The sequence below is a fragment of the Kribbella aluminosa genome (genome assembly GCF_017876295.1).
GTDB lineage: Bacteria > Actinomycetota > Actinomycetes > Propionibacteriales > Kribbellaceae > Kribbella > Kribbella aluminosa.
On the sequence record NZ_JAGINT010000001.1, the window covers coordinates 1,323,256 to 1,346,776 of the forward strand.

Annotated in this window: 32 protein-coding genes; 14 read left to right on the forward strand and 18 right to left on the reverse strand. The window is 68.3% G+C overall.

Going from position 1 to position 23,521, the window contains the following annotated elements; translation table 11 throughout:
* The first annotated feature begins 216 nt into the window (after nucleotides 1-216).
* Nucleotides 217-852 (forward strand): DUF4245 domain-containing protein, encoded by a 636-nt coding sequence (locus JOF29_RS06585; RefSeq protein WP_209693335.1) that lies wholly within the window; start codon nucleotides 217-219, stop codon nucleotides 850-852.
* Between the two features lie 220 nt (nucleotides 853-1,072).
* On the forward strand, nucleotides 1,073-1,717 hold the full coding sequence (locus JOF29_RS06590; RefSeq protein ID WP_209693336.1) for a nucleotidyltransferase family protein: 645 nt from the start codon (nucleotides 1,073-1,075) through the stop codon (nucleotides 1,715-1,717).
* Between the two features lie 96 nt (nucleotides 1,718-1,813).
* Here JOF29_RS06590 and JOF29_RS06595 read toward each other — a convergent pair whose 3' ends face one another.
* Nucleotides 1,814-2,134: a DMT family transporter gene (locus JOF29_RS06595; protein WP_209693337.1), complete on the reverse strand. Its 321-nt coding sequence runs from the start codon at nucleotides 2,132-2,134 to the stop codon at nucleotides 1,814-1,816.
* A gap of 63 nt (nucleotides 2,135-2,197) precedes the next feature.
* Between JOF29_RS06595 and JOF29_RS06600 the strand changes: the two genes are divergently transcribed.
* Complete coding sequence (locus tag JOF29_RS06600; RefSeq protein WP_209693338.1) at nucleotides 2,198-2,824, forward strand: TetR/AcrR family transcriptional regulator; 627 nt, start codon at nucleotides 2,198-2,200, stop codon at nucleotides 2,822-2,824.
* Between the two features lie 268 nt (nucleotides 2,825-3,092).
* Here JOF29_RS06600 and JOF29_RS44345 read toward each other — a convergent pair whose 3' ends face one another.
* From JOF29_RS44345 to xseA, 3 genes are all read right to left on the reverse strand, one after another.
* Nucleotides 3,093-3,218, reverse strand: coding sequence for a hypothetical protein (locus JOF29_RS44345; protein ID WP_281067214.1), 126 nt, complete (start codon nucleotides 3,216-3,218; stop codon nucleotides 3,093-3,095).
* Between the two features lie 95 nt (nucleotides 3,219-3,313).
* Nucleotides 3,314-3,529, reverse strand: coding sequence for an exodeoxyribonuclease VII small subunit (locus JOF29_RS06605; RefSeq protein ID WP_209693339.1), 216 nt, complete (start codon nucleotides 3,527-3,529; stop codon nucleotides 3,314-3,316).
* Complete coding sequence (xseA, locus tag JOF29_RS06610; protein WP_209693340.1) at nucleotides 3,526-4,740, reverse strand: exodeoxyribonuclease VII large subunit; 1,215 nt, start codon at nucleotides 4,738-4,740, stop codon at nucleotides 3,526-3,528. Before xseA ends, JOF29_RS06605 begins: the two co-directional genes overlap by 4 nt.
* A 45-nt stretch (nucleotides 4,741-4,785) precedes the next feature.
* On the opposite strand from xseA, the gene JOF29_RS06615 reads away from it, so the two are divergent.
* The 3 genes from JOF29_RS06615 to JOF29_RS06620 all read left to right on the forward strand — a co-directional run bounded on the left by JOF29_RS06615 (nucleotide 4,786) and on the right by JOF29_RS06620 (nucleotide 6,388).
* The gene (locus JOF29_RS06615) at nucleotides 4,786-5,043 is read left to right on the forward strand and encodes a hypothetical protein (protein ID WP_209693341.1); all 258 of its coding nucleotides are present in this window, start codon (nucleotides 4,786-4,788) and stop codon (nucleotides 5,041-5,043) included.
* A 155-nt stretch (nucleotides 5,044-5,198) separates the two neighbouring features.
* Nucleotides 5,199-5,333, forward strand: a complete 135-nt coding sequence (locus JOF29_RS44350; protein WP_281067215.1) for a hypothetical protein — start codon at nucleotides 5,199-5,201, stop codon at nucleotides 5,331-5,333.
* Nucleotides 5,334-5,356: 23 nt separating this feature from the next.
* A complete protein-coding gene (locus tag JOF29_RS06620; protein ID WP_209693342.1) occupies nucleotides 5,357-6,388 on the forward strand; it encodes a 4-hydroxy-3-methylbut-2-enyl diphosphate reductase in 1,032 nt (343 codons plus the stop codon).
* On the opposite strand, the gene JOF29_RS06625 is transcribed toward JOF29_RS06620, so the two are convergent.
* The 3 genes from JOF29_RS06625 to JOF29_RS06635 all read right to left on the reverse strand — a co-directional run bounded on the left by JOF29_RS06625 (nucleotide 6,381) and on the right by JOF29_RS06635 (nucleotide 8,092).
* Nucleotides 6,381-7,019, reverse strand: a complete 639-nt coding sequence (locus JOF29_RS06625; RefSeq protein WP_209693343.1) for a hypothetical protein — start codon at nucleotides 7,017-7,019, stop codon at nucleotides 6,381-6,383. The two genes, JOF29_RS06620 and JOF29_RS06625, sit on opposite strands and share 8 nt — an antisense overlap.
* A 3-nt stretch (nucleotides 7,020-7,022) precedes the next feature.
* Nucleotides 7,023-7,535: a SigE family RNA polymerase sigma factor gene (locus JOF29_RS06630; protein ID WP_209693344.1), complete on the reverse strand. Its 513-nt coding sequence runs from the start codon at nucleotides 7,533-7,535 to the stop codon at nucleotides 7,023-7,025.
* 194 nt (nucleotides 7,536-7,729) lie between these two features.
* On the reverse strand, nucleotides 7,730-8,092 hold the full coding sequence (locus tag JOF29_RS06635; protein ID WP_307863176.1) for a winged helix-turn-helix transcriptional regulator: 363 nt from the start codon (nucleotides 8,090-8,092) through the stop codon (nucleotides 7,730-7,732).
* A gap of 79 nt (nucleotides 8,093-8,171) precedes the next feature.
* Here JOF29_RS06635 and JOF29_RS06640 point away from each other — a divergent pair, with 79 nt between their 5' ends.
* Entirely contained in the window at nucleotides 8,172-8,786 is a 615-nt protein-coding gene (locus JOF29_RS06640) for an NAD(P)-dependent oxidoreductase (RefSeq protein ID WP_209693345.1), read from the forward strand.
* Here JOF29_RS06640 and JOF29_RS06645 read toward each other — a convergent pair.
* The 7 genes from JOF29_RS06645 to JOF29_RS06675 all read right to left on the reverse strand — a co-directional run bounded on the left by JOF29_RS06645 (nucleotide 8,770) and on the right by JOF29_RS06675 (nucleotide 14,996).
* Entirely contained in the window at nucleotides 8,770-9,543 is a 774-nt protein-coding gene (locus JOF29_RS06645) for an aromatic ring-hydroxylating oxygenase subunit alpha (RefSeq protein WP_209693346.1), read from the reverse strand. The genes JOF29_RS06640 and JOF29_RS06645 overlap by 17 nt on opposite strands.
* 7 nt (nucleotides 9,544-9,550) lie before the next feature.
* Complete coding sequence (locus JOF29_RS06650) at nucleotides 9,551-10,000, reverse strand: SRPBCC domain-containing protein (protein ID WP_209693347.1); 450 nt, start codon at nucleotides 9,998-10,000, stop codon at nucleotides 9,551-9,553.
* A complete protein-coding gene (locus JOF29_RS06655; RefSeq protein WP_209693348.1) occupies nucleotides 9,997-10,335 on the reverse strand; it encodes an ArsR/SmtB family transcription factor in 339 nt (112 codons plus the stop codon). Before JOF29_RS06655 ends, JOF29_RS06650 begins: the two co-directional genes overlap by 4 nt.
* Nucleotides 10,336-10,374: 39 nt before the next feature.
* Nucleotides 10,375-11,553: a glycoside hydrolase family 64 protein gene (locus JOF29_RS06660; RefSeq protein WP_209693349.1), complete on the reverse strand. Its 1,179-nt coding sequence runs from the start codon at nucleotides 11,551-11,553 to the stop codon at nucleotides 10,375-10,377.
* 449 nt (nucleotides 11,554-12,002) lie between these two features.
* Entirely contained in the window at nucleotides 12,003-12,560 is a 558-nt protein-coding gene (locus JOF29_RS06665; protein WP_209693350.1) for a DinB family protein, read from the reverse strand.
* 181 nt (nucleotides 12,561-12,741) lie between these two features.
* Nucleotides 12,742-13,872: a DNA recombination protein RmuC gene (locus JOF29_RS06670; RefSeq protein WP_307863177.1), complete on the reverse strand. Its 1,131-nt coding sequence runs from the start codon at nucleotides 13,870-13,872 to the stop codon at nucleotides 12,742-12,744.
* 362 nt (nucleotides 13,873-14,234) lie between these two features.
* Nucleotides 14,235-14,996, reverse strand: coding sequence for a GntR family transcriptional regulator (locus JOF29_RS06675; protein ID WP_209693352.1), 762 nt, complete (start codon nucleotides 14,994-14,996; stop codon nucleotides 14,235-14,237).
* 168 nt (nucleotides 14,997-15,164) lie between these two features.
* On the opposite strand from JOF29_RS06675, the gene JOF29_RS06680 reads away from it, so the two are divergent.
* A complete protein-coding gene (locus JOF29_RS06680; RefSeq protein WP_209693353.1) occupies nucleotides 15,165-15,356 on the forward strand; it encodes a hypothetical protein in 192 nt (63 codons plus the stop codon).
* 153 nt (nucleotides 15,357-15,509) lie between these two features.
* On the opposite strand, the gene JOF29_RS06685 is transcribed toward JOF29_RS06680, so the two are convergent.
* On the reverse strand, nucleotides 15,510-16,301 hold the full coding sequence (locus JOF29_RS06685) for a polysaccharide deacetylase family protein (protein WP_245357472.1): 792 nt from the start codon (nucleotides 16,299-16,301) through the stop codon (nucleotides 15,510-15,512).
* A gap of 46 nt (nucleotides 16,302-16,347) precedes the next feature.
* Nucleotides 16,348-17,325: a DUF817 domain-containing protein gene (locus tag JOF29_RS06690; RefSeq protein ID WP_307863178.1), complete on the reverse strand. Its 978-nt coding sequence runs from the start codon at nucleotides 17,323-17,325 to the stop codon at nucleotides 16,348-16,350.
* Between JOF29_RS06690 and ychF the strand changes: the two genes are divergently transcribed.
* A complete protein-coding gene (gene ychF / locus JOF29_RS06695) occupies nucleotides 17,315-18,391 on the forward strand; it encodes a redox-regulated ATPase YchF (RefSeq protein ID WP_209693355.1) in 1,077 nt (358 codons plus the stop codon). The two genes, JOF29_RS06690 and ychF, sit on opposite strands and share 11 nt — an antisense overlap.
* 2 nt (nucleotides 18,392-18,393) lie before the next feature.
* Complete coding sequence (locus JOF29_RS06700) at nucleotides 18,394-18,807, forward strand: pyridoxamine 5'-phosphate oxidase family protein (RefSeq protein WP_209693356.1); 414 nt, start codon at nucleotides 18,394-18,396, stop codon at nucleotides 18,805-18,807.
* Between the two features lie 2 nt (nucleotides 18,808-18,809).
* On the opposite strand, the gene JOF29_RS06705 is transcribed toward JOF29_RS06700, so the two are convergent.
* The gene (locus JOF29_RS06705; RefSeq protein WP_209693357.1) at nucleotides 18,810-19,070 is read right to left on the reverse strand and encodes a helix-turn-helix transcriptional regulator; all 261 of its coding nucleotides are present in this window, start codon (nucleotides 19,068-19,070) and stop codon (nucleotides 18,810-18,812) included.
* Between the two features lie 45 nt (nucleotides 19,071-19,115).
* On the opposite strand from JOF29_RS06705, the gene map reads away from it, so the two are divergent.
* A complete protein-coding gene (map, locus tag JOF29_RS06710) occupies nucleotides 19,116-19,886 on the forward strand; it encodes a type I methionyl aminopeptidase (protein ID WP_209693358.1) in 771 nt (256 codons plus the stop codon).
* A 12-nt stretch (nucleotides 19,887-19,898) separates the two neighbouring features.
* Here the strand turns inward: map and JOF29_RS06715 are convergent, their stop codons facing one another.
* Nucleotides 19,899-20,888, reverse strand: coding sequence for a helix-turn-helix transcriptional regulator (locus JOF29_RS06715; protein ID WP_209693359.1), 990 nt, complete (start codon nucleotides 20,886-20,888; stop codon nucleotides 19,899-19,901).
* Nucleotides 20,889-20,950: 62 nt separating this feature from the next.
* Between JOF29_RS06715 and JOF29_RS06720 the strand changes: the two genes are divergently transcribed.
* From JOF29_RS06720 to JOF29_RS06730, 3 genes are read left to right on the forward strand one after another with little or no spacing between them, the layout of a single operon-like run.
* On the forward strand, nucleotides 20,951-21,919 hold the full coding sequence (locus JOF29_RS06720; RefSeq protein WP_245357474.1) for an ABC transporter ATP-binding protein: 969 nt from the start codon (nucleotides 20,951-20,953) through the stop codon (nucleotides 21,917-21,919).
* The gene (locus JOF29_RS06725) at nucleotides 21,916-22,683 is read left to right on the forward strand and encodes an ABC-2 family transporter protein (protein WP_209693360.1); all 768 of its coding nucleotides are present in this window, start codon (nucleotides 21,916-21,918) and stop codon (nucleotides 22,681-22,683) included. The genes JOF29_RS06720 and JOF29_RS06725 overlap by 4 nt, the downstream gene beginning before the upstream one ends.
* The gene (locus JOF29_RS06730) at nucleotides 22,680-23,465 is read left to right on the forward strand and encodes an ABC transporter permease (RefSeq protein ID WP_209693361.1); all 786 of its coding nucleotides are present in this window, start codon (nucleotides 22,680-22,682) and stop codon (nucleotides 23,463-23,465) included. The genes JOF29_RS06725 and JOF29_RS06730 overlap by 4 nt, the downstream gene beginning before the upstream one ends.
* Nucleotides 23,466-23,521: the final 56 nt, after the last annotated feature.

Below are 23,521 nucleotides of genomic sequence, written 5' to 3' on the forward strand. Positions count from 1 at the left end.
GGCTCCGGCCTGACCGACAAGGTCGGCTCTGCTGGTTGTTCGCTCGCTGCGCTCGCTCATGTCCACGGATCGTAGCCAACGTCCTCGAGGCCGCGTCCGGCGATCCCCCGCCTACTGCGCGGCACTCGGTACGGCGCCTGCTCGCTACGGCGCGGGATCGCCGGACACGTCCTGGGCGGTGTTCGGGCGGATTGCGCCTCGCGAGACACTGTGGGCATGAGTTCCACAGGTCAGGACGCTTCCGGCGAGGCCGCGGCCCAGGAGAAGGCCCAGGAAAAGGCTCGGGAGAAGGCGCAGTCCCTGGCGGAGGCGAACGAGTACCGGCAGGCGTACCGGCGGGACAAGGCGAAGTCGCAGACCGTCGGCAACATGGTGTTCGCGATGGTGATCTGCCTGGCCGTGGTCGCGTTCCTGATCATCGTCACCTGGCGGCCGAAACACGAGCAGGTGAAGGCGGTCGAGTACACCGCCCAGCTGCAGGACGCCCGCAAGGCCGCGCCGTGGGTCCGCGGACCGGAGCCGATGCCGTCCGGCTGGACCGCGACCAGTGTGGAGTTCCACGCCCCGCAGCAGGAGCCGATCACCTGGCACCTGGGGACCGTGACCGACAAGTTGCTGTACGTCGGCCTCGAGCAGTCGACCATGGCGACCGGGAAGTTCCTCGCCGACAGGCTCGGCCGCACCGCCGACGACGGCACCGCGACGGTGGCCGGAGCGACCTGGCAACGCAAGGTCCTGCTCGACCGGAAAAACGAGAACGCCTTGGTCCTGGTGGGTTCCGGCGTAACCACGATCGTCACCGGAAACGCCGGCTACCCGGCCCTGGCAACGTTCGTCACCGCTCTGCACTGACAACGTTCGTCACCGCTCTGCACTGAGAGATGGAGTGCCGGTCTCTCCTCGCCCTACTGCCCGGTATTGACCATTTGGTGGGCGTTTGCGCCCACGTTCCGGACGGCCGTTGACACCTGAGTGCGGCAGGCGGTTCCATCAAAACTCGGCTTGTACGCTCGGGGACAGCGAAAAGAGTCTCGGATGCCCATGCCGTCACGGTGGGGGAGTTGACCCGCCGATGTTCATCACGGGGCTGCTCCTGGGCGCTGACGCCGCACCACATCTCGGTGCGCCCTGGCAGTTGCTGGCCTATCGCGGCGGGACGTTGTTCGGCGCGGCGCTGGACGGTGCGCGGGAGTGCGGGTTCGACCAGCTGGTGGTGACGCTGGGCAGCGCGTCCGGGCAGATCCGCGACCGGATCGACCTGGACGGCGTCCGGGTGGTCGAGTCGCCGCACGCCGACACCGGCAGCTCGTCGATCGTGCCGGCGCTGGACGCGGTCGACCGCCGCGCCGACGGGATCGTCGTACTGCTCGGGGATCAGCCCGGGATCACGTCGGCCGCCGTCTGGTCGCTGGTGGCGGAGGTGGCCACGCCGATCGGCGTCTGCCGGTACGACGACGGCGAGAGCTTCCCGTGCTGGTTCGGCCGCGAACTGTTCGGCGAACTCCGCGAGCTGCGCAGCGACCCCGACCTGTGGAACCCGATCCAGGACGGCAACCACCCGGTCACCAGAGTCGATGCCATCGGCAACATCCCGCCGCGCGCGACCACCTGGTCGACGTACCACCAACTGCTGTCCGGCACCCCAGGCCCGCCCGAGGAACTGCACTCCGCCCGCCCCAGCGCCTACGCCCGCCGCCGACGCCGCACCGCCCCCTAGCCCAACCCCAGCCGCGAGGGCCGCACCCTAGTCCAACTCCAGCCGCGAGGGCCGCACCGCCCTCAGCCCAACTCCAGCGACGGGCTCGCCCGCGTCTTAGTCGGCGCCTGCCAGGCGGAGGCCGACGACGCCGGTGACGATCAGTGCGATGCAGGCCAGGCGTGCGGGGGTGACCGGCTCGTCGAACAGGATGATGCCGAGCGTGACCACGCCGACCGAGCCGATGCCGGTCCAGATCGCGTACGCCGTACCGACCGGCAGCCGGTCCAGCGTTTTCGCCAGCAGGGCGACCGAGATCACGCCGAACACCAGCACCCCGAGGGTCGGCCACAGCCGGCTGAACCCTTCGCTCGGCTTCAGGCTGAGCGCGAACGCGATCTCGAACACCGCCGCCGCGAGCAACACGATCCAGGCCATCAGACTGCCACCACTCCCGTCATGTGCTTCCTCCTACGCCATGAGCGGACTACAGTCCGTCTCATGAACGACCGTACCGGACCGAAGTCCGCTTCACAACGCGAGTTGCCGGTGGTTGGCACACCGCGCCCGGAGCGAGCCGACGCCCGGCGCAATCGCCTGCGGGTGCTGGAGGCGGCCGACCGGCTGTTCACCGAGCACGGGGTGAAGAACGTCTCGCTCGACGCGATCGCCGCCGAGGCGGGGGTCGGGAAGGGAACCGTGTTCCGCCGGTTCGGCGATCGCGCGGGTCTCGCGGTCGCACTTCTCGACGAGCGCGAGCAGGAACTCCAGGCGAAGCTGCTCACCGGCCCGCCGCCGCTCGGCCCGGGCGCCTCACCGGTCCTCAGGGTGATGGCGTTCCTCGATGCGTACCTCGACCTGCTGGACCGGCACGTCGAGCTGTTCATGGACAGCGAGAACGCCTCGGACGGCGCGCGCTACCGGATCGGGTCGTACCACCTCTGGCACCGCCATCTGTCGCACCTGATTGAGTCGGCCCGCCCGGACCTCGACGCGGACTACCTGGCCCACGTACTGCTGGCGCCGCTGGCCGCCGATCTGCACAACGCCCTGCGGAGCCAGGGATACGAGCTCGACCGGATGAAGACCGGCCTGAAAGCCGTCGCCAAGAACCTGCTCAGCGCTTGAACTTGCCTTGACCGTCACGACGTCACCGGCCAGACGCTCGGTCCAGGCCAGAGCGTCGTCCAGCGTCGGGCGGCGTTTCTCGTACGCCTTGTCGAACGACCAGTGGTACTTCCGTGCCTGCAGTGGTTCCGCGGCCAGCTCGGCGACCGCAAGCGTTTTCGGAAACTCGGAAACCGCCTGCCACTGGGTCCGCAGCATTCGCACGAAGCGCAGGCCCGTCAGGTGGCTCAGGTCACCGCCGGACGTACCGGCCGGGCTTGCGGAACCTTCACATCAGCGGCGCGATCAGCCTGATTTCCGGGAGCTTCCCGAGTGAGGAGTACATCCGGCCGGAGGTTTCGGAGAAGCCGTAGCGCAGATAGAACGTCCGCGCACGCATGTTCGCCTCAAGCACCCAAAGCTGCACATTGGTACATCCGGCGGCCCGCCAGCTGGCGACCCGGACCTCGGCGGCGCCGGGCAGATCCTCTGGGTTCGCCGCCCGGGTGATCAGTTCGGCTTTTCCTCGTGGGCGGCCTGGGCCTTGGTGAGGCGTTCGCGGGCGCCGTCGAGCCAGCGTTGGCAGGTGGTGGCGAGTTCCTCGCCGCGTTCCCACAACGCCAGCGACTCCTCGAGCGTGGTGCCGCCGGCTTCGAGTTTGCGGACCACGTCGACGAGCTCCTCGCGGGCCTGCTCGTAGGTGATCTCGGGTCGGTCGCCGCTCACTTCTTCTCCTCGGACTTGACTTCCACCGCGAAGCGGCCGTCGGTGACCCGCGCCTGCAGCAGGTCCCCGGGCGCCACCTGCGCCATCTCCCGGACGGCCGTACCGTCGGACAGTTGCAGCACGGAGTACCCGCGCTCGAGCGTCGCCTTCGGTGACAACGCCCGGACGCTCGCCAACCGGTGCGCGAGGTCGTCACTCGCCCGGTCCAGCCGATGCGTGAGCGTCCGGCGATTGCGCTCGACCAGCGCCGCGATCTCGTCGGACCGCCGCTGCAGGTCGCTGACCGGCGCTGCAAGAGCGGGCCGCGAACGGATCGCCGCCAGCGCATGCGCCTCGCGATCCAGCCAGGACCGCACCGCCCGCAGCCCGCGCTCGCGGAGCAGCCGGACGCCGTCCAGTTCCTCGCGTACGTCGGGCACGATCCGCTTCGCCGCATCCGTCGGCGTGGACGCGCGCAGGTCCGCGACCAGGTCGAGCAGCGGCGTGTCCGGCTCGTGGCCGATCGCGCTCACGACCGGCGTACCCGTCTTGGAAACCGCCCGGATCAGCCCCTCGTCGGAGAACGGCAGCAGATCCTCCAGCGACCCGCCGCCGCGGGCGATCACGATCACCTCGACCGCGTCGTCCGCGTCCAGCTTCCGCAGCGCGGTCATCACCTCGGCGGCCGCCGACGGACCCTGCACCGACGCGTACTCGATCCGGAACGCGACCGCCGGCCAGCGACGCTTCGCGTTCTCCAGTACGTCGCGCTCGGCCGCGGAGTCGCGCCCGCAGATCAGGCCGATCGTGTGCGGCAGGAACGGCAGGCGCTTCTTCCGGTACGGCTCGAACAGGCCCTCGGCGCCGAGCAGTTGCTTCAGCCGCTCGATCCGCGCCAGCAGCTCACCGATACCGACGTGCCGGATCTCGCTGACCGCGAGCGCGAGCGTGCCGCGGCGGGCGAAGAAGTTCGGCTTGGCGTGCACGAGGACCCGGGAGCCGTCCCGGACGTCGACGGTCTCGAACACCCGCCGGTTGCAGGTGAACCGCAACGAGATGTCCGCGTCGGTGTCCCGCAGCGTGCCGAACACGGTCGTCGTACCGCGTCCGATCGAGACGTCCGTCAGCTGCCCCTCGACCCACACGGAGCCGAGCTGGTTGATCCAGCTCGCAATCCCGTTCGCGATCGTGCGAACGGCCGCAGGCGCTTCCGGCGACGTCTCCAAAGCCACCCCCAGACCCTACGACCCTGCACCGACAATCCCTAACGTTGAGTAATGCGCCCACTCCTCCTGCTGGACTTCGACGGCCCGCTCAACCCGCACACGGCCGTCGGCGTACCGCCCGGCTACCGGCGGCACAAGATCACCGAGGCACGAAGACCTGGCACGCAGCACGGCCCGGAGCTGAACGCGCTCACGGACCCCTTCGGCCTGGTCTGGGCAACCAGCCGGTCTACGACGAGGTCGGGGAATCCGAGAGGGAACGCTTTCCGGGGCGGCTCATCCGGCCTGTCGACGCTCGTACCGGACTGAGAGCTCGGCACTTCGCCACGCTCCGGGCCTGGGGCCGTAAATCCTTTGCGGACAAGGGTTTTCCCGGGCATTCTTGAGACCTGGAAACACCTCCCGCGGGGGAGCCGTCCGGACAGGGCGGACGGCTCCTCGACGTACCCTCGGCGCTGATCGTCGTGATGCTGCTCACAAAGCCGGGGACGGGTACGCCGACGCCGGGGCTCACTTCGTTCGGTGATGCCGCCGTGGCGGTCGCGTTCTACACGCTGGCGCCGGCGGTTTCGCACGTGGTACGGATCCGGAGGCGTTGAGCCCGGGCCCGTACGATGGGGCCGTGACTTCCCAGCCTGACGAGACCGGTGCTCCGACCGTGACGAAGACCAAGCGGGTGCTGCTGGCGGCCCCGCGTGGATACTGCGCGGGTGTGGACCGGGCCGTCGTCGCGGTGGAGAAGGCGCTCGACCTGTACGGGCCGCCGGTGTACGTCCGCAAGGAGATCGTGCACAACAAGTACGTCGTACAGACGCTGCAGAAGCGCGGCGCGATCTTCGTCGACGAGACCTCCGAGGTGCCCGAGGGCGCGACGGTGATCTTCTCCGCACACGGTGTCGCCCCGGTGGTGCACGAGGAGGCGGCCGCGCGGCAGTTGAAGACGATCGACGCCACCTGCCCGCTGGTCACCAAGGTGCACCACGAGGCCAAGCGGTTCGCCGCGACCGACCACGACATCCTGCTGATCGGCCACGAGGGCCACGAGGAGGTCATCGGCACCAGCGGCGAGGCCCCGGAGCATGTGACGCTCGTCGACGGGCCGGACGACGTACCGAACGTCACCGTCCGCGACCCCGAGAAGGTCGTCTGGCTGTCGCAGACCACGCTGTCTGTCGACGAGACGATGGAGACGGTACGCCGGCTGCGCGAGCGCTTCCCGCACCTGCAGGACCCGCCGAGCGACGACATCTGCTACGCCACCCAGAACCGGCAGGCCGCGGTCAAGAAGCTCGCCCCCGAGGCCGACCTGATGCTGGTCGTCGGCTCCCGCAACTCGTCGAACTCGGTCCGCCTCGTCGAGGTCGCGATCGAGCACGGCGCCAAGGACGGCTACCTGGTGGACTTCGCCGACGAGATCGACGAGGCCTGGCTCGAAGGCGTCGACGCGGTCGGCGTCAGCAGCGGCGCCAGCGTTCCCGAGGTCCTGGTCCGCGACGTACTGCGCTGGCTCGCCGAACGCGGCTACGCCGACGTACAAGAGGTCACAACCGCCGAGGAGAGCCTCACCTTCGCCCTTCCCCGAGACCTCCGCACAGACCTGAAGGCGGCGGGCCTCCCCTCCACCGGCACCTCCGATCACGCCTGGACTATTTGATCTCCAGACGGGTGGTCGCGGTCGTGGGGAACCAGCCCTTCGTGCCGCAGTACTGGATCGTGTACGTGAACTTGTAGGTCCCCGGCTTCTTGAAGGTGTGCGGGTCCGGGATCACGTACGTCTCCGACCCGACCTTGAGCTTCTTGGTGGTGCAGCTGATCGACCCGCCGTCGGAGCCGCTTTGGTAACCGTCGCTGTAGGAGTAGACGGTTCCGCTCGACAGGTTCATGAACGAGTGGTCCGGCAGCAGCGTGCCCTCGGGAATCCCTGTCGGGACGAACGCCTTCCCGGACAGCGCGACCGTCATCTCGACCGTACGGCCCTTGACGGTCGGTTTCAGCACGACCTTGATCGGCGGTGGCGGCTTCGGGGTTGCGGTTGGGGGACCGGTGATCGCCGTCTGGGGTGCACCCGGGGTGTTGGTGATCGGCGGGGCGCCGCCGATGTTCGTGACGTTGCCCAGGGCAAGGGCGATTGCCAGCACGCAGGCGGCGGCCAGGGTCATCACGCCTGCCGTACGACGACGCCGTACCTTCCGGACGCGGGCGAACACCGCCTCGCTCGGGAGCGCGCTCGGCGGCGGCGGATCCGCGACCAGCTGGGTGAACCGGTCCTTCAGTTCATCGGTCATGGCTCAGGCCTCCTTCTGGACGGAGACGGCGGCTACGAGGTGATGTTCGCGGAGCTTCGCGAGCCCGCGGGACACGTTGCTCTTCACGGTGCCGAGCGAACAGCCCATGATGTCGGCGATATCGGCCTCGGGCAGATCCTCGAAGTACCGCAGTACCAGCGTCGCGCGGGTCCGGCGGGGGAGCGTGGCGAGGGCCCTGAGCAACAGGTCCCGGTCGTCGACGACGCCGTACTCCGACTGCGTCTCCGTCTCGGGCAGATGCTCCGTCGGTGTCTCGCCCTTCCACTTCCGGCGCCACCACTGGGTGCTGGTGTTCACCATCACCGTGCGGGTGTAGCTCTCCAGCGCGTTCGCACTGCGCAACGAGTTGCGGTGGAACCACACCTTGGTCAGCGAGGTCTGCACCAGATCCTCGGCAAGATGCCACTCACCCGTCAGCAAGTACCCGAACCGCTGCAACGCCGTGAACCGCCCGTCCACGAAGTCCGCGAACTCCCGATCCCGTCCTGGATCCATCCCAACCCCCAGCTTGTATCCGACCAGGAGTGTGATGAGCGAACGGTCCCGAAAGGTTGACCTGTGATCCGACCGAGCGAGGGTTGTGATGTTCAGGCCCGTGGCCGGCGAGTGGACCTGCATGCAGGCAAAACCTCCCCGCGCGGACCACAATCGGCCTGTTCGAGGCAGTTCTGCCTGCATGGCGAACCGGCTCAGACGACGGCGTCGTACCGCTCCTGTGACCGGGTGATGGCGGGCATGTGGGTCTCGGCCCAGTTGGTGAGGACGCTGATGGGGTCGACGAGGGAGGCGCCCATCGGGGTGAGGGTGTAGACGACGCGGGGTGGGATCTCGGGGAAGACCTCGCGGGTGAGCAGGCCGTCGCGTTCCATCCGGCGCAGGGTCTGGGTGAGTACCTTGGGTGCCACCTGGCCGATTCCGTCGCGGAGCTCGGTGAAGCGTTGCGGGCCGGTGCGCAGGCGCAGTACGACGAGGACCGTCCACTTGTCGCCGAGCCGGTCCAGGATGAGCCGGGTCGGGCAGTTCGGGTCGAAGACGTTTCCTTTGGTTACCACAAGGTACTTATAGCACGTTGAAGTAGCCAGTTACCAATGGATACTGTCAAGGTCAGACCGATAGAAACGAGGAGCAGGGATGAAGATCGCGGTGTTCGGGGCGAGCGGGATGGTCGGCAGCCGGGTGGCGGCCGAAGCGGTGAGCCGCGGTCACGAGGTGACCGGCGTGACGCGCTCGGGCGGCGAACTTCCGGCCGGCGTGCGCGCTGTGCAGGCGAGCGCGAACGACGCCGCGGCGGCGAAGGAGCTCGCGGCCGGCGCGGACGTACTGGTCGCGGCGATCGGCCCGAGCCGGACCGGCGGGGACCACCAGGAGTACCTGGACGCCATCGACAACCTGATCGCCGCGGTGCGCGGTACGGCGACCCGGTTGTTCGTCGTCGGCGGCGCCGGCAGCCTGGTGATCGACGGCAACCGGGTGGTCGACGGCCCGGACTTCCCGGCCGAGTACAAGAACGAGTCGCTGACCCTCTCCCAGGCGCTCGAGAACCTCCGCGCGACCGGCGACGACGTGAACTGGACGATGCTCTCGCCCGCATTGGTGATCGCTCCCGGCGAGCGCACCGGCAGCTTCCGGCTCGGCGGCGACGAGCCGATCGGCGACCACATCTCCGCCGAGGACTACGCGGTCGCGCTGGTCGACGAAGCCGAGAAGCCGGCCCACAACAGAAAACGTTTTACGCTGGGCTACTGAGGTCCTTTCCGAGGTACCCGCGGGCCAGCATCGTCACCCATTGGTAGACGGCGTCCTCCGCGGGTGCCAGCGGCCCGGGCCGGAAGTGCGGCGACTCGGCTCCGCGCTGCACCGACTCGCAGGCCGCCCAGTCCTCGCGGTTCGTGATGTCCCAGAACTCCACGGCGTACGACGGATCCGTCGTCTCAGCCCGGAAGTACCACGAGCACTCGATCGTGGTCAGCCCCGGCGCCCGCGGCGCGACCAGCTCGGTGAGTCCGCCGACGTGATCCTCGAACGCCGCCGCCGTACCGGTCGCGTTCACGAACAGCCACCCGTGCCACACCTCGGCCGGCAGCTCGACCAGCCCGTACGGCGTGATGTCGAACGAATCGCCCATCCGCGGCGCGTTCCTCACCGACCCGTCGAGCTCGTACGACCACCCGTTGTACGGGCACACCACGGCCCGTCGATCGCCGGCCTCATCGCGCTGCAGCAGTTCGTGCCCGCGATGCCTGCATACGTTGGCGAAAGCCCGCGGTCGATCGCCGAACGTCAGCATCGTCGCGATGTCGCCGACGGTCACCTCACGGTACGTCGTACCGCCCGCGAGCTCGTCGACGCGGCCGAGACACGTCCACGTCCCGGCGAAGAAGTGCCGGCGTTCCCACGCGAGCACCTCCGGATCGACGTACGCCGCCCGCGGCAGCATGACCGATTCGCCGTGCGGCCGCAGCGAAGCTTCCAGGGCGCGGGCGTCGACGGGAGGGTTCGCCATCCACCTACTATCGGCTGAACTCGACGTACTTGCCCAGGACGTAGTCCCAGCCGGTGTCGTATCCGAGCCGGGCTCGGCCGCCGTCGCCGCGCCGCTCCCATCCGGCGTGCACGAGCGTCACCTCAGTGCCGTCGCCGGTCGCGGTGAACGTGACGGTCACCTGTCCGGCCTCCGCGGGATCCTGCCCCGGGTGCCAGCTGAAGCTGAGCGACGTCGGCGGGTCCCACTCCGACAAGATGCCCCAGGTCGCGAGCTCGCCCGCGGCGCCGTACTCGACGATGCGTCCGCCGACGGAGCCTTCCAGCCGTACCTCGTTGGCCGCCTGCTCGCCGACCGAGTGGCTGAACAGCGGCCACCACTGGGACGTTTCGGCGGTGAACGCCTCGAAGGCGCGGTCGACACCGACCGGCACCGTGACGGTCTTCACCAAGGGTGAGATGTCTTGTTCCACAGTCATTTCCGTTCCTCCTCGGTCCGCCGCACGTGGTCTGCGTACGCCTGCAGCGTGTCGCCCCAGAACTCGTCGAGCCAGCTGCGCAGCTCGTCGAGCCCCGCCTGGTGGACGCGGTAGATGTTCCGCGTCCCGCGCGACTCGTGCTGGACCAGGCCGACTGCGCCGAGCACCTTCAGGTGCTGCGAGATCGCCGGCCTGCTGACGGGCACGCGCTCGGCCAGTACGCCGACCGAGCACGGCCCGCCGGTACGCAGGGTCTCGAGGATCACCCGCCGCGTCGGGTCGCCGAGTGCGTCCAGCACCGGCCCGACTGCCTCCAGCGATCCGTAAGTCTCCACGAACGGTAAGTTGCCACTAACGGAGCGAGGAGTCAACCCTCAGCTCAACGGATCGAGGATCAGCGCCGCCTGCTGCGGGTTGCCGTCGTGCACGAGCGCCTCGTGGTTGCCGACGTCGTCGAACGCGAACCCGTACGCCCGGCCGTCCGCCATCTGCGCGTGGATGGTCTTCGAGTACTGGTTCGTGATCGCGTCCTGGTAGAAGCTGGCGTCGTTCGGGTCCGGCTGGTTCGGGTTCGTCAGCAGGGTGGAGCGGTTGTACCCGGCGCACAGCGTGCGCGAGATCGGGCCGCGGACCTGGTCGTTCGGTGCGTCGAGCAACTTGACGCAGCCGAACACGCTGGCCGAGTCCGGCTTCTGGAACGACGTGACGACGGCGCCCGCGCTGTTGGTGAAGTTCATGACGTTGCCGGACACCTTGCCGAAGTACTTGGTGTTCGGCTGGTCCCCGAACGGCGTCACGGTCAGGGTCTCCGAGCTGTACTTCGACCACACCCGGTTGATGTAGTCGTCCATCGCGCTCGCGGGCAGTGCGCCGGTCTCGACGCCGTACAGCGGGGAGAGCGCGCGGAGTACCGAACCGTCGGGGGCCGTCTGGATCAGGCCGCCCCAGCCGCCGGCGGTGTTGCGGAGCGTGTTGTAGACGGCGTTGTACCCGCCGGACCTGAGATGTCCGGTGGTGCTGGAGTTCACGCTGACGGCGTACGGCGCCGAGAACATGTCGACCTGGGTGCTGTTGATCCACAGGCCGCCGTCGTTGAGCGTGTACTCGGACCAGTTGAACAGGACGTTCCGGTTCGGGTCGGACGGGTTCTGTACGGCGGGCTGGACGAGGCCGCCGGTGGTCAGCTTGAAGACGAGCTTCTGCCCGTACGAGAAGTACACGCGACCGGAGAACTTCGGCATCTGGATCGTCACCGACTGACCGTTGGCCGGACCCGCGATCGAGGCGTCCGGCGCCGGGGTCGGCGGATCGCCGCCGGCCGGCCAGGCGTGGAAGGTGCCGGAGGCGTCGGCCCAGCCCTGCTGTCCGGTCGCCAGGTTGGTGCCGAGGTTGTAGATGTACACGGCGTCCCCACGCCCTGAGTTGTTGGTGATCGTCAGCGGGATGGTCGCCGGAACGGCCGCGTCGGCATGCCGGTCCGGGGTCGCCGACAGTACGCCGGCCACCGCGACCGCGGCCGCGACGACACCCAGCATTCGCAGTCTGAAGCGCATCAGTTTCTCCTCACGTCCGCCTGAGAGAGCGCTCTCATCGTTTCGCGAGAAGGACACCGACTGTCAACCGTTCGTTACTGTCGGCTTTCCGACACCGGCGGGCGGATCGCCAGCCCATCACAATCCCCGAGCGGCAACCGGCGACGCGCTCGGACACCGCGGCAGCCGTCAATTGTGATGGCCTGGCGGTCCGCTGCACGCCCCGGACGCAGGCTCGACGGCCCGGGTCACGTGGCGATCGATCCAGCCGAGCCCACCCGCCGCTCCGGACACGCATCAGCTGGAACGAGTCCCGGTCGCCGCTGCTGCTCGGCGGCGGGCAACTCGATGAGCGCCTACGCAGGGTGCCCTCCTCGGCGCGCGGCCAACTGGCGGGCGCCCACCCGGAGACCGGCTACCCGGAAAGCGGCTACTCGAGGGACGTCAGTGGACAACTGCCCGACGCGCAGCTACTCGGTGGGTGGCTGTTCGGGGAGGCCCTCGCCGGTGAGGCCGTCGATCGACTCGCGGATCAGGTCCGCGTGGCCGGTGTGGCGGGCGTACTCCTCGATCAGGTCGACGAGGATGTACCGCAGGCTGGGGGAGTCGCCGTTGCGGCCCTGCCAGTTCGCCAGCTGGTCGACTCCGCCGGTCGCGAGAACCTCCACGACCGCGGCGCGGGAACGCTCGACGGACGCCTCCCACAGGCCCATCAGTTCCTCGGGGGAGTCGCCGGCCGCGCTGTGCCACTCCCAGTCCGGGTCGGCATCCCAGTCGGCGCTGTCCCACGGTGCGCCGAGCTCCTTCCCGAGTAGGCGCCTGGTGAAGTACTCGTCCTCGACCAGCGCCAGGTGCTTGAGCAACCCGCCAAGCGTGACCGTCGAGGGCGGGTGCAGCTTGTTCAGCCCGGCTGAGTCCAACCCGCCACACTTCCACGCAAACGTCCGACGATTGCGCTCGAGCGCCCCCACCAACGTCGCAACCTCACTCCCAGCAACCGGCGGCCCCACCAGCGGTGTCGTATCCATACGAACCACGCTATCCCCAGTCCCGGACAATCCCCGTCCGGAACATCGTCAGCACGTGGTACCCCAGTCCGCTCAGGTGAATCCACCAGCCCGCTCCGAACTCGCCAGCCCCGCACCCGGATGGAGCGAGCCGGGCTGAGGCTCGCTCCGGGTTGAGCGAGGCTCGAGCTGCGGGCGGTGGTCAGCCTGTTTGGGAGGGAGGCCAGCGGTGGGTGGTGGGGGGCTCGTCGAGGGCCAGGAACTCGGGGGCGGTGAGGGGGCGGACGGAGGCCTCGATCGACTCCATTGCGGTCAGTTCGGATTCGGTGACGTGTAGGTCGCGGAGCTTCCGGGCGGTGATGAACACCCGCCGCTCGAACGACCCTACGGTCCCGTTGTACGCCTCGACCGCGGACGTCAGCGATCGCCCGACCCGTCCGAGGTGCTCGCCCATCGTGCCGAGGCGTTCGTACAGCTCGCGGCCGAGCTCGAACACCTGCTGTGCCGACTCGGTCAGCGCAGACTGGTTCCAGGCATAGGCCGCCGCACGTAGGGTCGCGATCAGCGTGGTCGGCGTCGCCAGGATCACCCGTCGCTCGGCGGCGTACTCCAGCAGGGACGGCTCGACGTCGAGGGCCGCCGACAGGAACGACTCGCCCGGCACGAACAGGATGACGAACTCCGGCGACGGTGACAACCGAGTCCAGTACGCCTTCGCTGCCAGCTGATCGACGTGGGTCCGCAGGTGCCGCGCGTGCGCCCGCAGCCGGTCCTCGCGGAACGCGGCGTCGTCGGACTCGCACGCGTCCAGGAACGCGGCCAGCGGCACCTTCGAGTCGACGACCAGATTCTTGCCCTCGGCAAGTCGCACCACGAGATCCGGCCGCAGTACGCCGTCCTCGCCGGAGGTGGTCGTCTGCTCGGTGAAGTCGCAGTGCGCGACCATCCCCGCGAGCTCGACCGTACGGCGCAGATGCAGCTCGCCCCACCGCCCGCGGACCTGCGGCTTCCGTAACGCTGTCGACAGCGACGCCGTCTCACGCCGCAACGCCTCGCCGCTCATCCGCACCTCGTTGACCTGCTGATGCAGCTGGCTCTGCCACGCGGCCCGCCCCTGCTCGAGCTGATTCAGCTGCGCATGCAGCCGATCGAGCGCCTCCTTCACGACCGCCTGCCCGCCCAGTTGCTGCCCGACCGACGTCCGCTCCTGCGTCAACTCGACCACCCGATCCTCGGCCGCATCCCGCTCAGCCGTGATCCGCGCCAGCTGCGCGCCGTCCCGCCCCCGCACCCACAACACCCCGAACACAGCACCCAGCAACAGCCCGACCACCAGGAAGAGCAGAACCAGTAAGACCGTAGAACCTTGCAATTTGAGGTCACCCCTCTGAGCGTCGAGCTAGCAACCACGACGCTACCGAGTGCGACCGACAAATTTTGCGAGACCTGTGCTGGTGGCGACCCAACAAGCCAGCCCTCGCGAGGACCTCGACGACATCGGGCAGCTCATCGAGACTGCGATCGCAGCACTGACGCACATCATCGAGCAGGAGAACGGGCGGTAACACCCGGGCACCAACCCGCGATCACTCCGGTACAGAGGGAGGCCACCAAATGAGTATCGTTGTAGCCATCATCAACGGCATGGTCAGGGTTGACTGTCGCCATGTTCGGCCGGGGGCTGCCCCTGCCCAGTCAGTCGGCAGGGATCTCGTACAGCAGTTCGTAACGGTCGCCCGTCAAGGTCATCTCGTTCACCTCGACCGGGCGGCCGTTGCTGTCGTAGGCGACACGTTGCACCACTAACACCGGGACTCCTGCACCCAACTGGAGCGCCGTCGTCTCGTCGCGGTTCGGCATCCTGGTCTTGACCAGTTCTGTGTACCGGCTCGGCTTGTAGCCGGCGTCCTCGAGTCGCGAGTAGATGCCGCCCGGACCGGTGTCCATCTCCTCGGCCTGAGTGCCCCTCGTCAGGTCTCGTGGTAGCCGCGAGGTGGCGATCTGGACCGGCTGTCCGTCAGCCAGCATGAGGCGTTCGCGTACGAGCAGTTCGCTACCTGCCGGTACGTCGAGTATCGCGGCGTGCTCCGCGGAGGCTTCCTCGAACCTGATCGTCACCTGGACAGTCGGCGTGAACGCGTTCGCTGCCGCGTCGCCGAGGAAGTAGGCCTGATTGGCGTCACGCGCGGCCTTGCTGAGCCTGTTGCGGCTGAGGCGTACGACGGACGCCGTAGCCCGGACGAACACCCCGCGACCGTGCTCGGCGGCTACGAGCCCCTCGGAGCGCAGTAGGCCCATCGCTTCCCGGACGGTGATCCGGGACACGCCGTACGCGCCGATCAGGGTCCGCTCGGAGGGGAGTTTGGAGCCGGCGGGATAGGTGCCATCGCTGATCTTGCCCCGTAGATCTGCCGCCACCTGGCGGTACGCCGGAACACCGCTGACGCGGTCGATCATTGAACCTCTCCATACACCTCGTCATGTCGTCCTGATCGGGCCCAGTTTGCCACTCAGGACACGGGAACCAACCCCTGGGATTGACGGCTCGCCGTTTGAATTGGCACACTTCTAACTGGTCATGACGACATGACCACCAGTGTTCGGCGGTGATTCAGGGGGTCACTCATGGCAGTTGAGAAGAACGAGCGGGGCTGGCCGATCCTGTACGCGGCGCAGGATCTGGCGTGCGACGGCATCAACCGGTTGACGGACCGGGCGTGCATCGTCGGCCAGCACCGCGGCTACCACCGGGACGAGACGGGCGCTCGCTGGCTGGACGGTGAAGAGGACGACTTCCTGCCTGAGCTGCATACCTGAGCGGCGGGGTGTGCATGTCGATCCCAACATCCGTGTACGCCCCGCCTTCCACATAAACGCACCGCGCCGCGGGCTTCTTCGCTTCGCCCCTCCGGCCTAAGGCCGCTTGTCAGCAGCGCGCACAACGGCCCGGTCGGGATTCATCCTTACCTACTATTTCAGCGCTGCTGGCAGTTCATTGCTGGGAACGTGTACCCCTGCGCCTTCAGTACCGGCAGTACCTGCTTCAGGGGCCGCGACGGTCTGTGCGCGGTTGCCGCCGCCGTCGTGCATCAGGATGATCCGGCCGCTCTTCGCGTGGGTCAGGATGTTGTGCGCGATCACGCTGGTGCCGGGGCGGGCCCAGTCCCGCGGGTCGACGTCCCAGAGCACCTGGACCATGCCGGCGGCCTTGATCTCGGCGCGGACCTTCACGTTCGTCGCGCCGTACGGCGGCCGGAAGCAGGTGGATCGCGGGCCGTCGAAGATCTGGTGGTGCCGTTGTGCCGCGGACAGCTTGGTCAGCTGCGGGTGGCTGATCGAGTGGCTGCCGATCGCGTTGCCGGCGGCAAGTACCTTGTCGCGCAGGCCGGGGTGCTCGCTCTGCATCTCGCCGAGCTCGAAGAACGTCGCGTGCGCACCGTACGTCGCCAGCGTCGCCAGCACCTGCGGCGTCCACGTCGGGTCCGGTCCGTCGTCGAAGGTCAGGAACAGCACCTTCTTGCCGGAGGCAACAGACGTGGTCGGGTTCGGCGGCACTGGCCTGACCGACGTCGTGGTCTGCGTCGGCGTACCGCTCGGAGTGGGAGCACTGGTCGGGGTACCGGACGATGATGTCGTCGCCTTTGTGGTGGCGGCGGCCGCGTGCGGTTGCCGTTGCTGCGCCACCGCCGCGGCCATCATCCAACCGCCGAGTGCGGCGAGTGCGATCATCGTCGTGGCGAATGCGGCGAACTTGCGGGTCATGGCGTTTCCCCTTGTATTTCAGGCGGTTCTTCCCCAGTGCTCCCCCTCAGGAGCGCCTCACACCACAAGAGACGCCGCGTCTCGCGGAATGGTTGGCCCCGTCATGTTGCGGTGAGATCTCGACTGTCGCGGATGCGCCGCGGTGGTACAGCCGGCCCTCGAAGGCCTTCACACTCGCCACCAGGACGAAGCTCATGCTGACCAGCAACGACCACGCGCCGAACTTGGCCGGATGCACGAGCCGCCACACACTCACCTGGTCCGGGTAGTTCCAGGCGTCCAGGAAAGTGCCGAAATTCTCCGCGATCCAGAGGAAAAACCCGATCAGCGCGAACGCCACCGCCAGCGGCATCCGATACCGACGTACGCCGACCGTGAAGAACACCCAGGTACGCCGCAACCCGACGAGCAGGCCGAGCGCGATCGGGATCCGCAGATCCGGGATCCAGTGGTGGGTGAAGAAGTTCGCGTAGATCAGTACCGCGAAAATCGTGGTCGGGATCGGCCGGTAGTTGCTGACCCGCAGGTCGAACCGCCGCCACGCCTGACAGATGTAGCTGCCGACCGCGGCGTACATGAACCCGGCGAACAGCGGTACGCCGCCGAGCTTCGTCACCGCGTCGCCCGGGTACTCCCACGAGCCGACCCGGACCTTGAACAACTCCAGCCCGAGTCCCACGAGGTGGAACCCGAAGATCACGGCCACCTCGCGCCACGTCTCCAGCCGGACCGCCCAGAACAGCACGGTCAGCGCGACGCAATAGATCAGCAACGCGTCGTACCGCGCGATCGGCAGGTCGACGTACTTCGAGATCGCCAGGCCCGCGAACAGACACACAGGGAACAGGCACGACACCAGCTCGAGCCACCCGAAACGGAACAGCTGGAGACAGCCGAACACGAAGCGTGAGCGCGATCCGGCACGATCTGTCCACGTGGTCACGCAGTGGCTGACGCTGCCCGCGCCCGCCTGGTTGGGCAGGAATCGGTCACGCCGCGTACCCTTGCCTCCCGTGGCACTCACCATCGGAATCGTCGGACTCCCGAACGCGGGCAAGTCCACCCTGTTCAACGCACTGACCAAGAACGACGTGCTCGCCGCGAACTACCCGTTCGCGACCATCGAGCCGAACGTCGGGGTGGTCGGTGTGCCGGATCCGCGGCTGGCCAAGCTGGCCGAGGTGTTCGGGTCCCAGAAGCTGATTCCGGCCACCGTGCAGTTCGTCGACATCGCCGGGATCGTCCGCGGGGCGTCCGAGGGCGAGGGGCTGGGCAACAAGTTCCTCAGCCACATCCGCGAGTCGGACGCGATCTGCCAGGTCACCCGGGTGTTCCGCGACGACGACGTCACACACGTCGACGGCAAGGTGTCGCCGGCCGACGACATCTCCACCATCCAGACCGAGCTGATCCTCGCCGACCTGCAGACCGTCGAGAAGGCGATCCCGCGGCTGGAGAAGGAAGCCCGGCTGAAGAAGGAGTCGGTCGCCGTACTGGACGCGGTCCGGGAGGCGCAGAAGCACCTCGAGGCCGGTACGCCGATCACCGCCACCGACGTGGACACCGACGCGCTCCGCGAGCTGATGCTGATGACCGCGAAGCCGTACCTGTACGTCTTCAACTGCGACGCCGACGAGCTCGCCGACGAGGAGCTCAAGCAGAAGATGCGGGACCTGGTCGCGCCGGCCGAGGCGATCTTCCTGGACGCCAAGTTCGAGGCCGAACTGGTCGAGCTCGGCGACGAGGACGAGGCCCGCGAGATGCTCACCGAGATGGGCATCGACGAGCCCGGCCTCGACGTACTCGCCCGGGTCGGCTTCGACACCCTCGGCCTCCAGACGTACCTGACCGCGGGCCCGAAGGAGTCCCGCGCCTGGACGATCAAGCGCGGCGCCACCGCTCCGGAGGCAGCCGGCGTCATCCACACCGACTTTCAGCGCGGCTTCATCAAAGCCGAGATCGTCTCCTTCGACGACCTGATCGAAGCCGGCTCGATGAACGCCGCCCGCTCCGCCGGCAAGGTCCGCATGGAAGGCAAGGACTACGTGATGCAGGACGGCGACGTCGTCGAGTTCCGCTTCAATGTGTGACCATGACGCGTGAAGAGTTCGTAGCCTTCGTACGAAAGGCCCGTGAGGGTGTTGTCGCGACGGTCGACGCCGACGGCAGCCCGGAAGCCGCACTGGTCGGTATGGCCGTCACCGATGCGGGTGACGTGCTGTTCGACACGTACACCGCGACGCGGAAGGTCGACAACATCCGCGTCCACGAACGTGTCGCTCTCGTGATCGGGTGGGACGACGGTGTGTCCGTGCAGGTCGAGGGATCCGCGGAGATCCTGTCGGGCGCCGAGCGGGACGCCTGCGGGACGGCGTACCTCGAACAGTTCCCGGGCTCACGTGCGCTCGTCGACGGGTTCTCGCTCGTCCGCGTGGTCCCGAACTGGCTCCGCCACTACGACGCCCGTACCGACCCCGCGGCTGTCACCGAAGGGAACCCCTGGTAGGGCTAGGAGACCAGGCGTTCGGGCTGGGTGACCTCGGACCAGAGTGTGTCGAGGGAGAGGTTCAGGACGTCGGCTATGGCGGCGATGGTGGGGAAGGCGGGGGTGGCGACCCGCCCGGACTCTATTTTGCGGAGGGTTTCGGGGGAGACGCCGGCGTCGAGGGCGGTTTGGAGCATGGAGCGGTTGCCGCGGGCGCGGCGGAGGAGCGCGCCGAGGCGTTCGCCGCGCTCGACTTCCGCGGGGGTGAGCGGGAGCCTGACCATGATCCGATAATAGTACCGGGATAATATGGCCGGTATAGTTATTGCATGATCGAGATCCTGGACACCCGTGAGTTGGCGCAGGCGAAGCAGACCGGCGCACTGGTCGGCGGCATTCTGCAGGACCTGAAGAGCCGGACCGCGGTCGGGACGAATCTGCTGGACATCGACCAGTGGACCAAGGAGCTGATCGTCGGGGCCGGCGCGCAGTCCTGCTACGTCGACTACGAGGCGTCGTTCGGGCGCGGGCCGTTCGGGCACTACATCTGTACGGCGGTGAACGACGCCGTCCTGCACGGGAAGCCGTCCGACTACAAGCTCGCCGACGGGGACCTGCTGACGCTCGACCTGGCCGTGTCGCTGGGCGGGATCGCGGCCGACGCGGCGATCAGTTTCATCGTCGGCGAGACCGCCGCGCCGGAGGACGTCGCGATGATCGAGGCCACCCGGCGGGCGCTGGACGCGGGGATCGCGGCCGCCGTGCCGGGCGCGCGGGTCGGCGACATCTCGCGCGCGATCGGCTCCGTGCTCGGCGCGGCGGGGTATCCGATCAACACCGAGTTCGGCGGGCACGGGATCGGTTCGACGATGCACCAGGACCCGCACGTGGCGAACACCGGGCGGCCTGGTCGCGGGTACAAGCTCCGCCCCGGCCTGCTGCTCGCGCTGGAGCCGTGGGTCATGCAGGACACCTCCGAACTGGTCACCGACGAGGACGGCTGGACCCTGCGCAGCGTCACCGGCTGCCGCACCGCCCACACCGAACACACCATCGCCATCACCGACAACGGCCCCGAGATCCTCACGATCTCGAGCTAGCTTGGCCGAGGTTCAGGACGGACGGTGCTGGTTCGCTAGTTGCTCGGCGGCTTCGTGGACCAGGGTGATGAGTTCTGCGGGGGCGATGACCTGGGCGGTGCCGGCTTGGGCCAGTACGGCGGCCTGGGCTTCGTGGGGGTTTTCGAGGTCGGCGTGGACGATCCACCAGCCGTCGGCGGCGGGGAGCATCGGCTGGGTCGGGCGGAAGCGGCGTACGGCGTGGTCGCGGACCTTGAGGACGATCGGGTACGACGGGCGGGAGGCCTGGAGCTCCCGCTGGGACTGGGCCCAGTAGGCGGCGAGGTCGAAGCCGGGCGGTCTGGTGAACGTGTCGCCGGTGAGCTCGGCCGAGGTGAGCCGGGAGAGCCGGTACGTCCGCAGTCGCCCGTCGGTGCGGGCCGCGACCAGGTACCAGGTACGCGCCTTCGCGACGAGCCCAAGCGGCGCAACCGCGAACGGCCCGCGCCCGGGCGCGACGGGAGTGGGCGCTGCTGGAGTGGAGGTTGGCGGTGGGTTGGGTGGGTCGCCGTACGTGATGTTGAGGTGGTGTTGTTCCCAGAGGGCCTGGCGGCAGAGGTCGAGCCAGCGGGGGGTTTCGCGGCGGTCGTCCCAGCCGGCGTGGTCGATCAGCAGGCGCTGCCGGGCGTACTCCGCTTCGCGCCGGGTGCCCTCGGGCAGTGAGGCGATCAGCTTCGTGACGGCGAGTTCGCTGGACGCGTCGAGCCCGAGGTCGGCCAGCACATGCGCGGTTGCGCCGACGAACACCGACATGACCTCGGACGGTGTGAGCCCGGTCAGCCGGCTGCGGTAGTCCGGCAGTAGCGCCCACCCACCGCCACGCCCGCGGATCGAGTACACCGGCACGCCGGCCAGGCTCAGCACCTCCAGGTCGCGCTGGATGGTCCGCGGCGACACGTCCAGCGCCTGCGAGAGCTGGTCGACCGTCGTCTGCCCACGCGTCTGCAGGTGCAGGAGCAGCCGGAGGAGGCGTTCCGCGCGCATTGTCCGAGTATCGCAGCAAAATAAGCCACGTATGGGCGTCTTTTGTTCCTACGGTCGGCGTCATGACTGCTGTCGAGGTGGAAAACCTCTCGATGTCCTACCAGGCCCCGATCCGCAAGGGTGGGCTCCGGGCGGCCTTCCGTTCGCTGGTACGCCGTGAGTACAAGACCGTCCAGGCCCTCGACGACGTCTCGTTCGGGATCGCGCCGGGGGAGGTGGCCGGCTTCATCGGCCCGAACGGTGCCGGCAAGACGACGACCATGAAGATCCTCAGCGGGATCCTGCACCCGACGGCCGGCCGCGTCCAGGTGCTCGGCAGCGTCCCGTGGCACCGCCGTTCGCCGTTCCTGAAACGGATCGCGTTCGTCCGCGGCAGCCAGCCGGTCGGTGGTTCGCAGGAGCTGACCGTGATGGACTCGCTGGAGTACCAGCGGCTGCTGTACGACGTCCCGCGCCCGGCGTTCCGCAGTACTCTCGCCGAACTCCAGGCGCTCCTCGAGCTCGAACCGCTCGTCGAACGACAGCTCCGCGCGCTCAGCCTGGGCGAACGGATGCGGGTCGGTCTCGCGATGGCGCTGATCTACCGCCCCGAGGTGCTGTTCCTCGACGAGCCGACGATCGGGCTGGACGTCAGCGCCGCGAGCCTGATCCGCGAGTTCGTACGGGAGTACGTCGAGCAGACCGGCGCGACCGTACTGCTGACCAGCCACTACATGGCCGACGTCGCGTCGCTCTGCCCGCGGCTGATCCTGATCGACCACGGCCACGTGCAGTACGACGGGCCGTTGAAGGAGCTGTCCGCGCGACTCTCGCCGTACAAGCTGATCCGGATCTCCACGCGTGACGACCCGTCCGCGTTCGGCGAGGTGGTCGAGAAGTCCGACGGCCAGTGGGTACTTCGGGTGCCGCGGGACGAGGTCGCCGGTACGACGGGCCGGCTGCTGCAGGCGCTGGAGGTGGTGGATCTCGCGGTGGAGGAGCCGCCGCTGGAGAAGGTCATCGACCAGGCGTACCGGGAGGGGCTGCGATGAGAACCCTGCCGAGAACTGGAGCACTGCTGGGGTTCCGGCTCCGTCAGGACGTGCTGGAGTGGTCGGGCGCGTGGTGGTTCCTACTGACGCTCGTCGTGCAGGCCGTGGTGGCGCCGCTGATCGGGTTGTTCGTCTGGTCGGCGGTGTACCCGGACGATCCGGCGATCGGGCGGTACTACGTCGCGGTCATCCTGGTCACGTTGATGACCGAGTCGTTCGAGCAGCACACGTTTTCCGAAAGGATCTACGACGGGACGCTGAGCCACGAACTGCTCCGTCCGCAGCCGGTCGTGCTCGGCGTGATCGGGACGAACCTGGCGGTCCGCGCCTGGCTGACGTTGCTCGGGGCACCGATCGTGCTGCTCACCGCTCTGGCGTTGCGGGTCGGGTTCGACTGGTGGGCGGTGCTGCGAGCGGTGCCGTACCTCGTCCTCGCCGCGGCACTCGTTTTCCTGTGGACGTTCCTGCTGTCGTTGACGGCGTTCTGGACGGATCGGGTGCATGCGGTGGTGGGGTTCGGCGGGCAGGTGATGTTCCTGCTCGGCGGTACGGCGGCACCGATCGGGGTGCTGCCGGACGGGTGGCGGCGGGTCGCCGAGGTGTTGCCGTTCTACGGAATGAACGGGTTGCCGGCGTCGGTCGCGGCGGGGACCGGGGCGGGCGGATCGCTTGGGTATCAACTGGTATGGGTGGTGGTCCTGGTGGGTGTGGTCGTGGTGCTGTGGCGGGCCGGCGTTCGGCGGTACACGGCGGTGGGATCGTGAAGCTCCTTCGGCTGCTTGGCGCGGGCTTCTCGATGTCGTTGCGGCGGAGCGTGGCGTTCCGGATCAACCTGTTCTTCGACGTACTGCTGGCGTTCACAGGCCTGGGGACGGCGATCGCGGCGGTGCTGATCGTGTTCACCCGGGCGGATACGTTGGCCGGCTGGTCGATGGCGCAGTTCCTGGTGCTGATCGGGACCTATCAGTTGATCACCGGGCTGCGGTCGGCGTTCATCGATCCGAACCTGTCGTGGTTCCCGGAGACCGGCATCCGGAACGGGAAGCTCGACGGGTACTTGCTGCAGCCGGCGTCGAGCCTGTTCCTGTCCAGTTTGTCGTTGTCGTCGCCGTTGCAGCTGATCCAGTTCGTGCTCGGGATCGGCGTACTGGGGTGGGGGATCGCGGCGGCGGACCGTTCGCCGAGTGTGGGCGGGGTGGCGAGCTGGTTGCTGTTGGTCGTTGCGGGTGTGGTGGTGACGTGGGCGTTGAGCGTGTTGCTGGCCTGCTTGGCGTTCTGGGCGCCGAAGCTGCAGCTGGACGTCTTCTACCACTCCGCCTGGCAGCTCGGCCGCTACCCGACCGACGTCTTCGCCCGCCCGCTGCGCATCCTCCTCACCTATGTCTTCCCGATGGCGCTGATCGCCAGCATCCCGTCCACCGCACTCCTCCGCGGACCCCGGCTCGGCGTGCTGGTCGCCGGAGTTGCAGCCTCAGGCGGGGCGGCCGGGCTGGCGGTGCTCACCTGGCGGGCCGGCCTCCGGCGCTACACCGGGGCGACGTCGTGAAGATCCGCAGGAGGAAATGCGGTCGCTCCGCGGTGGTCGTACGCGTTAGCGTCCCG